The sequence below is a fragment of the Pseudovibrio sp. POLY-S9 genome, from assembly GCF_001431305.1.
GTDB lineage: Bacteria > Pseudomonadota > Alphaproteobacteria > Rhizobiales > Stappiaceae > Pseudovibrio.
Genome location: NZ_LCWX01000074.1, coordinates 1 through 7631, shown reverse-complemented (window position 1 = coordinate 7631; position 7631 = coordinate 1). Strand labels below are relative to the sequence as shown.

At 52.4% G+C, this 7631-nt stretch carries 5 protein-coding genes and 2 pseudogenes; 2 read left to right on the top strand and 5 right to left on the bottom strand.

The annotated features are described in order from the left end of the window. The 3 genes and pseudogenes from PPL9_RS05480 to PPL9_RS05470 all read right to left on the bottom strand — a co-directional run. Positions 1-533, bottom strand: a pseudogene (locus tag PPL9_RS05480) (branched-chain amino acid ABC transporter permease); the annotation flags it as partial. A gap of 150 nt (positions 534-683) precedes the next feature. Further along, complete coding sequence (locus PPL9_RS05475; protein ID WP_057461755.1) at positions 684-1424, bottom strand: TetR/AcrR family transcriptional regulator; 741 nt, start codon at positions 1422-1424, stop codon at positions 684-686. 43 nt (positions 1425-1467) lie between these two features. Beyond that, complete coding sequence (locus PPL9_RS05470) at positions 1468-2661, bottom strand: thiolase family protein (protein ID WP_057461754.1); 1194 nt, start codon at positions 2659-2661, stop codon at positions 1468-1470. Positions 2662-2896: 235 nt separating this feature from the next. On the opposite strand from PPL9_RS05470, the gene PPL9_RS05465 reads away from it, so the two are divergent. Beyond that, the gene (locus tag PPL9_RS05465) at positions 2897-3880 is read left to right on the top strand and encodes a LuxR C-terminal-related transcriptional regulator (RefSeq protein WP_057461753.1); all 984 of its coding nucleotides are present in this window, start codon (positions 2897-2899) and stop codon (positions 3878-3880) included. Between the two features lie 59 nt (positions 3881-3939). Here PPL9_RS05465 and PPL9_RS05460 read toward each other — a convergent pair. Both PPL9_RS05460 and PPL9_RS05455 read right to left on the bottom strand, forming a co-directional pair. Next, positions 3940-4651: pseudogene (locus PPL9_RS05460) on the bottom strand (IS6 family transposase). Positions 4652-4705: 54 nt separating this feature from the next. Next, the gene (locus tag PPL9_RS05455) at positions 4706-6400 is read right to left on the bottom strand and encodes a methyltransferase domain-containing protein (RefSeq protein WP_057461772.1); all 1695 of its coding nucleotides are present in this window, start codon (positions 6398-6400) and stop codon (positions 4706-4708) included. A 528-nt stretch (positions 6401-6928) separates the two neighbouring features. On the opposite strand from PPL9_RS05455, the gene PPL9_RS05445 reads away from it, so the two are divergent. Then, the coding region (locus PPL9_RS05445; RefSeq protein ID WP_057461751.1) for an IS6 family transposase at positions 6929-7631 on the top strand (703 nt) is incomplete at its 3' end.

Genomic DNA, 7631 nt, shown 5'->3' with positions numbered 1-7631 from the left:
TCATAATCTTGCGAGAGTGCACTGATCGCCAGCCCGGACAGGGTTTTCTTCAAAAACCATTGCAAAAATCCGTAGCAAACGAACATGGCCAGAATTGCAGCAAAAAATGCGCCGGGCGTGGTGACACCGAACAGGTTTATTTTTGGCAGCGGATCGCGCACCGCATAGGCAAACGGGCCATAAACCAGCATCAAAACAGCCGCAATTATCACTGATACTGAGACGGTTGAAATCATCCAGCTGTCCTGGCTGGCGCTATCCTCGCGCAGCGGCCACAGTGTGAGCCAGCCTTGGGCCGCCGAAAACCCTGCAATGATAAACCCGGCCACAATCGCCATCAGCCCCCAATGCAGTAGGCCGCTGTTTTGCGCCAGAAAGTAAACGGCAAAGCCGCCAAGAATGAAAATATTGCCTTGCGCAAAATTCAATATGCGCGTGGCATTGTGAACAATGTTAAAGCTCATCGCGATGATGGCGAACAAGGATCCGATCGCCACGCCACGAACTATAATAACCCCAAATTCATAGAGCATAGTCCCTCCCACAACTCGCCGTGCCTCACCCTGAAGAGAGGCGTTTTAATAAGCGGTGCACTCTAGAACTAGCAGATTACGTAGGATCACATAGATAAACATCATGCAATTGGATGATGGAGACGGTTGTTAAAGGCCAAATCATGAGCTTTATCGAAGTAATAGGGCCATCGCGTCCAGATCCTTGCGCATATTATCGACATAATCACGCGCCTTGGTCTGGTTCTGTTGCACTCGCGCGCTGGTATAAAGCCCTGCCAGAGCATAATCTGCTATAATTTCAGCAATCTCTTGCGGCTCCAGACGGCCGCTGCTCTGGTACCAGCGCAATGTCCAGTTCACCATGCCAATGATCGCAAAGGCTGTCACCTTGCAGTCCACATCGCGAAACTCACCACAGGCAATGCCCTCTTTGATGCAGCGCACGTGAAAATCAAAAATGGCCCGGCGGGATATGTTGTAGTTCACGAGCAGCCGTTTTGGAATCTGGGTTTCAAGCCGGGCCAGAAGCTCAAACCTGTCGCCGCTGGTCAGTCGGCGCACAACCCCGTCTGTGATAACCGATCGCAATCGGCTGGACGGTGTCTGGTCTTTATCAGTTGCAATCTGCTCCAGCCGCAAAGACGGCTCAAGGGCTTCTTTCTCGATGAGATCTGCCAGAATTTCATCTTTACCCTTGAAATAGTAGTAGATGGTGGAGCGCCCGATATTCAGCTCCTTGGCGATACTGGCGATACCGCATTTTTCATAGCCGATTTCATCGAACATATGCGCGGCGGTATCCAGAATCTGATCCCGCATGAGCGCATTGCGCAAAGTGTCTGGCCGCCTTTCTTCGTTCGACAGCTCCCCCTCAGATAAGGCATGGTCTTCAAGTTCACCGTTCACCATCAACAATCCCCGACATTCAAATGAACCCTATCACTAGCACTAGTTACTGGTAGATTTCAAATAGGCCAGCAACACCCATGCCGCCGCCAACGCACATTGTAACAACCCCATAGCGCACTTGACGCCGCTGCCCCTCTGCCAGCACGTGCCCAGCCAGTCGCGCACCTGTCATGCCAAACGGGTGACCAATCGCAATGGCCCCGCCATCCACATTCATCAGCTCAGGGTCTATCTGTAAAACTTTTTGGCAGTAAAGGGCTTGCGATGCAAACGCCTCGTTCAGCTCCCAAAGGCCAATGTCCTGTATTTTCAAACCGTGCTTTTTAAGCAGAGCAGGCACCGCCAATGCAGGCCCTATGCCCATCTCCTCCGGCGCAACGCCCACCGTGCTGACACCGATCAGGGCCCCCAGTGGCTTGAGACTGTTTTGGCTGGCGGCTTTTGAGCTCATCAAAACCAGTGCCGCGGCCCCATCCGACAATTGGGAGGAGTTGCCCGCCGTCACATGTTCCCCGGACTTGATAACCTCGCCCCCTGAATAGACACAGGGCAACCCAGTGAGCCGGTCGAGACTGGTTTTGCGCACCCCTTCATCGCGAGTCAGCGTCACCGTTTCATAGGTGGTTTCTTCCCCATCAATCCGTTTGGAGGTGGCAAGGGGAGCCAGCTCTTTGTCAAACCGGCTTGCCTCTTGTGCTTCTAATGTCCGGTTATAACTTTGCAGCGCAAACTCATCCTGATCCTGCCGGGTGATGTTGTAGCGTTTGGCAACAATCTCACCTGTTTCGATCATGGGCATATACATGTGCTGGGATTGCGCGGTCACCGCTACAGAGCGGGACCGGTAGGTGTTCTTGTGCTGATTTTGGGTGAGGGAAATGGATTCCACCCCCCCAGCAACCACACACTCCATGCCATCAAAGGTGATCTGACGCGCTGCGATTGAGATTGCCATCAGCGAGGAAGAACACATCCGATCCACACTCATGCCCGGCACGCAATGGGGCAGGCCCGCTGCCGCCGCACTCAACCGACCAATGTTATAGCCCTGCGTGCCTTGCTGTGCAGAGCAGCCCATCACCACATCACTGACCTGCTCGCCGGAAAGACCAGCTCTGTTGAGCGCCTCGCGGACCACATGACCTGACAGCAAAGGGGCCTCCGTGTTGTTGTAAGCGCCCTTATAAGCCTTGCCTACCGGAGTTCTGGCATACGAAACAATGACTGCATCAAGCATAAAAGATCCTTTGACTAGCATTTATTGGCCAATGAAACTGCGAGTATGGCCGCGTTTGCTGCTACAAACCTCACCCATGAGGATGATTCGGAGTGACTCTTTCCTGTAATATATGACGAATTTTATACGCAGTGCCCAATATTTGACGGATTGTCTATTATTGGTCATAACTGTACAAATTCGTCAATCTGACGCAGCGAACCAGGGAGGTTACTGCACTGTTATGGGGGGAGACATGACGCATACAGATACATTGACAGGCCGGAAGTTGGACGCGGTTGAGAAAACCTATGAGATTTTGAGCAATGACGGCTCCGTCGAACATGTACTGGAAATCATTCGCACCGTCCTTCAGGCCCGCTGGCTGGTTTTGGAGATTCAATCCCTCGAAGGCCATCAACGCGACCGGCAGGTGTTTTACACGGCCACCCACAATGCTGAGCTGCAAAAGTCGACCAACTCCTGCGATGCGATCATCACACATGGTACGACCTCAGACAGCCAATACCGGCTTTATCTGCATGGTTTGAGCGTGAAAAATGACCTGATTGAGCAGACCGCCTCCGATCTGCTGCGCCATTTATGCCGTGCCTACAACCTGGCAAAGCAGCAACAGCGTGTGCAGGTGGAGCATGGCTTTTATGTTGCAACCCTGGACCGGCTGGCGGTGGGAACCATCTTCTTGAACAAGCACGGCAAGATTTTACAGACCAACAAGATCGCGCAGGACATTTTGGACGCCAAAGATGGGTTGATGCGCATTCGTTCCAATCTTGCCGCCAACGATCCGCAGACAAACACACACTTGCAATCCTGTTTGCGCGCCCGGCCTGAGCCTGAAGAAGAGCACGAAGATTCGTTACCACTCATTGTACGTAGATCCTCTAACAAAAGAGATCTTGGAATATTGATAAAACGCACAGGAGCTCAGGGTACGTCGAATAAGGATGTTGCGACAGTAATCATTCTCCGCGATCCTGATCACTCCACCCCGATCGAAAAGCTGGCTTTGCGTAAACTGTTTGCCATGACCTCTGCTGAAGCCGAGGTCGCCTGCCTGCTCACTGCTGGCAAAACACTCGATGATGCAGCCAGCACGCTCAACATCTCCAAAAACACAGCTCGCACACACTTGCGTTCAATCTTCTCCAAGGGGGATATCTCTCGGCAAACAGAACTTTTGCGGGTGATCCTTTCCAGTGTTGCTGTTTTTGGTTAAGCACGAATGGCTTTGTCAGGTTATTTTGATCTAAATGTTAGAAGGTGCTAAAAGGTTCTTTATGCGCACAATTCTGCCGTGTAGTCGCTCCACAAGCGGAACGCATCAGCGCGCGCATGGTGATATGAGGCGGCAGAAAGACGGTGGCGTTTGGGGCGGAAGAGAGCAGCCACTTGATCGTGAACAGATAGAAATCTCTGAGCATGTCGTGGAGATTTGAAACGGCCCATAACCTTTTCACGTCGTCGCATATGGCGATGAGAGGCTTCTGCCCGGTTGTTCAAGCCTTTGTGCTGGCGGTGCTCCAAATCTGAGGCGATCTCTTTTTTCGCAGCACCATAAGAGCCAAGCTTGTCCGTGACCAATACGCGAGGCATGCCCCAGCGTTTGAAAAGCTTATAAAAGAAGCGCTTGGCTGCTTTTGTGTTTCGTCCAGATTGCAACAAAAATGTCGAGAACATCACCATTCCGGTCTACCGCACGCCACAGCCAATAAGTGACGCCATGGATTTTGACCAAAACCTCATCTAAGTGCCAGTTATCATTGGGCGCAGGCCGGTCCCGCCTGATTTTACCGGCAAAGACATGCCCGAATTTATTCACCCAGTCCCGGATCGTTTCGTAGGAAAGTACAACTCCCCGTGCTGCCAGAAGATCTTCAACATCACGGAGGCTCATTGCAAAACTGTGATAGGTCCAGACGGCCTAGCCAATGATACTACGTGGAAAGCGATAGCCCTTTAGGGCAGGTAAAATGTCAAGACAGAGCATGGGTAGCATATACAGAAACTCAAAGCTCTAAACAACTTGGCGATACCTTGGAGATTACTCGGGCTTCCGGAACAGCTGGATTCCCCAGGCCAGTTGACCGGTATCCGCGCTGTCGACCCAGTTCTGGAGACCCGCTGCCATCTTGTCGAGATATTCTGCTGATGCCCCTTCGTTGCGCAGCCGATCGTAGTTGGCTAGTAGTTCTCCGCGGACTCTGTGGTAGTGCTTCCTAAGCTGATGGGTCATATCTCGCTGGTTGGAGATCTGGAAACCAAGCGCCATCGCCGCTTCGCGATAGAAGCGGAATGAGCCCAAGCTGTTGAGCTGCAAGCGATCATAAACGGGTTGAAGTGCTGCAGGGTCGGCATCATCCGCCTGCATTGGATCGGTAAAAATGAAGTAGCCGCCCGGTTTCAGAACGCGATATACTTCCTTTAGAACCTGCTCGCGTTGATCAGAGTGCAAAATTGCATCCTGGCTCCAGACGATCTCAACGCTTTCGGCTTTTTCCGGTATGTCCTCAAAGGCCCCGTGAACGACGCGAATTTTGTCCTTGAAACCCTGTTGAACATTGCGATGCCGATTGGTGTCATTCTGGACATCCGAAATGTTCAGGCAAATCGCTTCACAACCAGCTTCCTTGACCACCTTACGCATTGCGCCGCCGTAACCTGAGCCAATGTCAAGCACCGTGGCGTTTGCGTCCAGGTTGGGCAGTATATTGACCATTTCATCAATGGTGAGGTCTGACGCCTCCCGGATATCGCTGGTTGTGTCGTAAAGTCCAATATGTAGATCCTGACCACCCCAGACAATGCTGTAGAAAGTGTCCGCATCATCACTGTCGTAGTAAGACTCCGCAATCTCCCGAATATCCTGCTTACCCTCTTCAAGCTGGGCCCCGCCCCAGCGCGCAAGATGCAGGCTGGACTTCTCCGCGATATGGATAAAAAAATCGGGTGCGCTGTCAGCAAAGGTTTCTTGAAAGTCGCCATAGGTGCGGACGCGCTCGAAACCGGCCTCTGACAATAGCTTGCGCATGTAGTTCTTGCGCACCGGACACATGTTGAGAGTGAATTCGGCACCATCAGGAAAGCTGTATTTGAAGCGTGCGAGACCTTCGTCAAGATACTCCGGCTCCGCCCGCACTTTCTCACCAGCATAGTAGTATTTGTGTTTGTTGGAATAGTCCTTATTGTCGAGCATTGCATCGTAATTGCGCTGATCAATTATCAGGATTCCGTCGTGCTTCAGCGCCGCATAGAATTCTGCCAGAGCCCTGCGACGGTCGCTTTCTTGATGCAGATGTGTGAAGGAATTGCCGAGACAAATGATAGCGTCGTATTTGCCCTGAATGTCACGATTGAGCCAGCGCCAATCCGCTTGGACGGTTTTCAGGATCATGCCGCGCTTTTGACCGTTTTCAAATGCTTTGGCCAGCATCGCGGCAGAGCCGTCCGCAGAGGTGACATTGAATCCGGATCTGGTCAGGCGGACCGAGTGGAAGCCTGTGCCGGTGGCGACGTCCAGAACACTTTCCTTACCTCGGGCGCGCAACACGTCCATGAAAAACTGACCTTCGCTGTCAGCCCGCGCCTCCCAGTCGATGAGTTCATCCCACTTTTCGACAAAGGCCATGATGTATTCGACGCGGTAAAGGTCGGTTTCCCGGTCCTCTGTCGGATCCAGGCCATAGGTCTGTTCGTCCAGTTGCAGTTCGGCATTTGTCGCCAACTGTTCAGACTGCATGAAATCAATCCCCTTTGTGGTCGGTTTGAAACGGCCCAAGCGAGCCGCGGCGCGCACGCGCTCATACGCCTCCCATGTAAGGGCAACGCAAAACAGAACTGCTTAGTTTCAGATCCGGCGATGAAGTGCTGTGAAGCACAAATGGAGGCAAAAAGGCCTAACAGGTTTAGGCCGGGTGCCAGATCCGGCGGCAAAAGACGCGCAGATGCAGCTCAAGATGGCCGCAAAAGGATCGATAAAGCGATTGGAGCTTCGATGAACTATGTAAATGGCGCGCGCCCATCAGCTAAAAAGTGGCTAGACCCTAACAAACACCCGGTTCATTACAACAGTTGGCTGGGGAAATGCCTGAAAAACGAAGCGAGAACCTACCCCAAACTTCTGTTTTTTATAATCTAAATTTTTTCAAAACTTTTTATGCAGCCCACCACGACGCCCGGTGTCATCCGCTGGCAGGCCTGGAGATCGTAGTCCAATTGCTGGTATCGCCAAGTTGTTTGAGCGCACGCGTGCTGGTATAGAGGCTGAATGAAGATACCGAATTCGTTTGCGCGCCTGAAAGGCTTTCGTTTTCCTCGTGAGGTCGTCGCCTATGCCGTCTGGGCGTACCACCGTTTTGCGATGAGCACAGCAGATGTGGAAGATCTTCTTGCTGAGCGCGGTGTTGTTGTCAGTCGGGAAACCGTGCGATCGTGGGTCAACCGCTTTGGTCGTCATTTTGCCGACTGCATCCGCAGGGATCGACCGAGGCCGAACGATAAGTGGCACCTTGATGAGGCTGTGATTACCATCGCCGGGGTGGAATACTGGCTCTGGCGCGCGATTGACGGCGATGGTGACGGCCTCGATATTCTGGTTCAACCGCGCCAGAACGCTAAGGCTGCCAACCGTTTTTTCGAGAAGTTGGTCAAGCAGTTTGGTGAACCACGGGTCGTTGTGACGGATAAATTGCGAAGTTACACCAAGCCGGTCAAAGCCCTTACTCCTGAAGCGGACCACCGAGCTCACAAGGGTTTGAACAACAGTATCGAAAACTCTCACCGACCGACGAGAAAGCGGGAGAAAATAATGGGCCGGTTCAAGTCGCCACGCCAGGCGCAGCGTTTTCTGTCTGCCCACGACCAGATCAACATCATTTACCGTCCCCGCCGCTACAAACTCTCTTCTCATTCCTACCGTCATGCAAGAACCGATGCTTTTGCCCTTTGGGCTGACTATACAGCTGAAATGA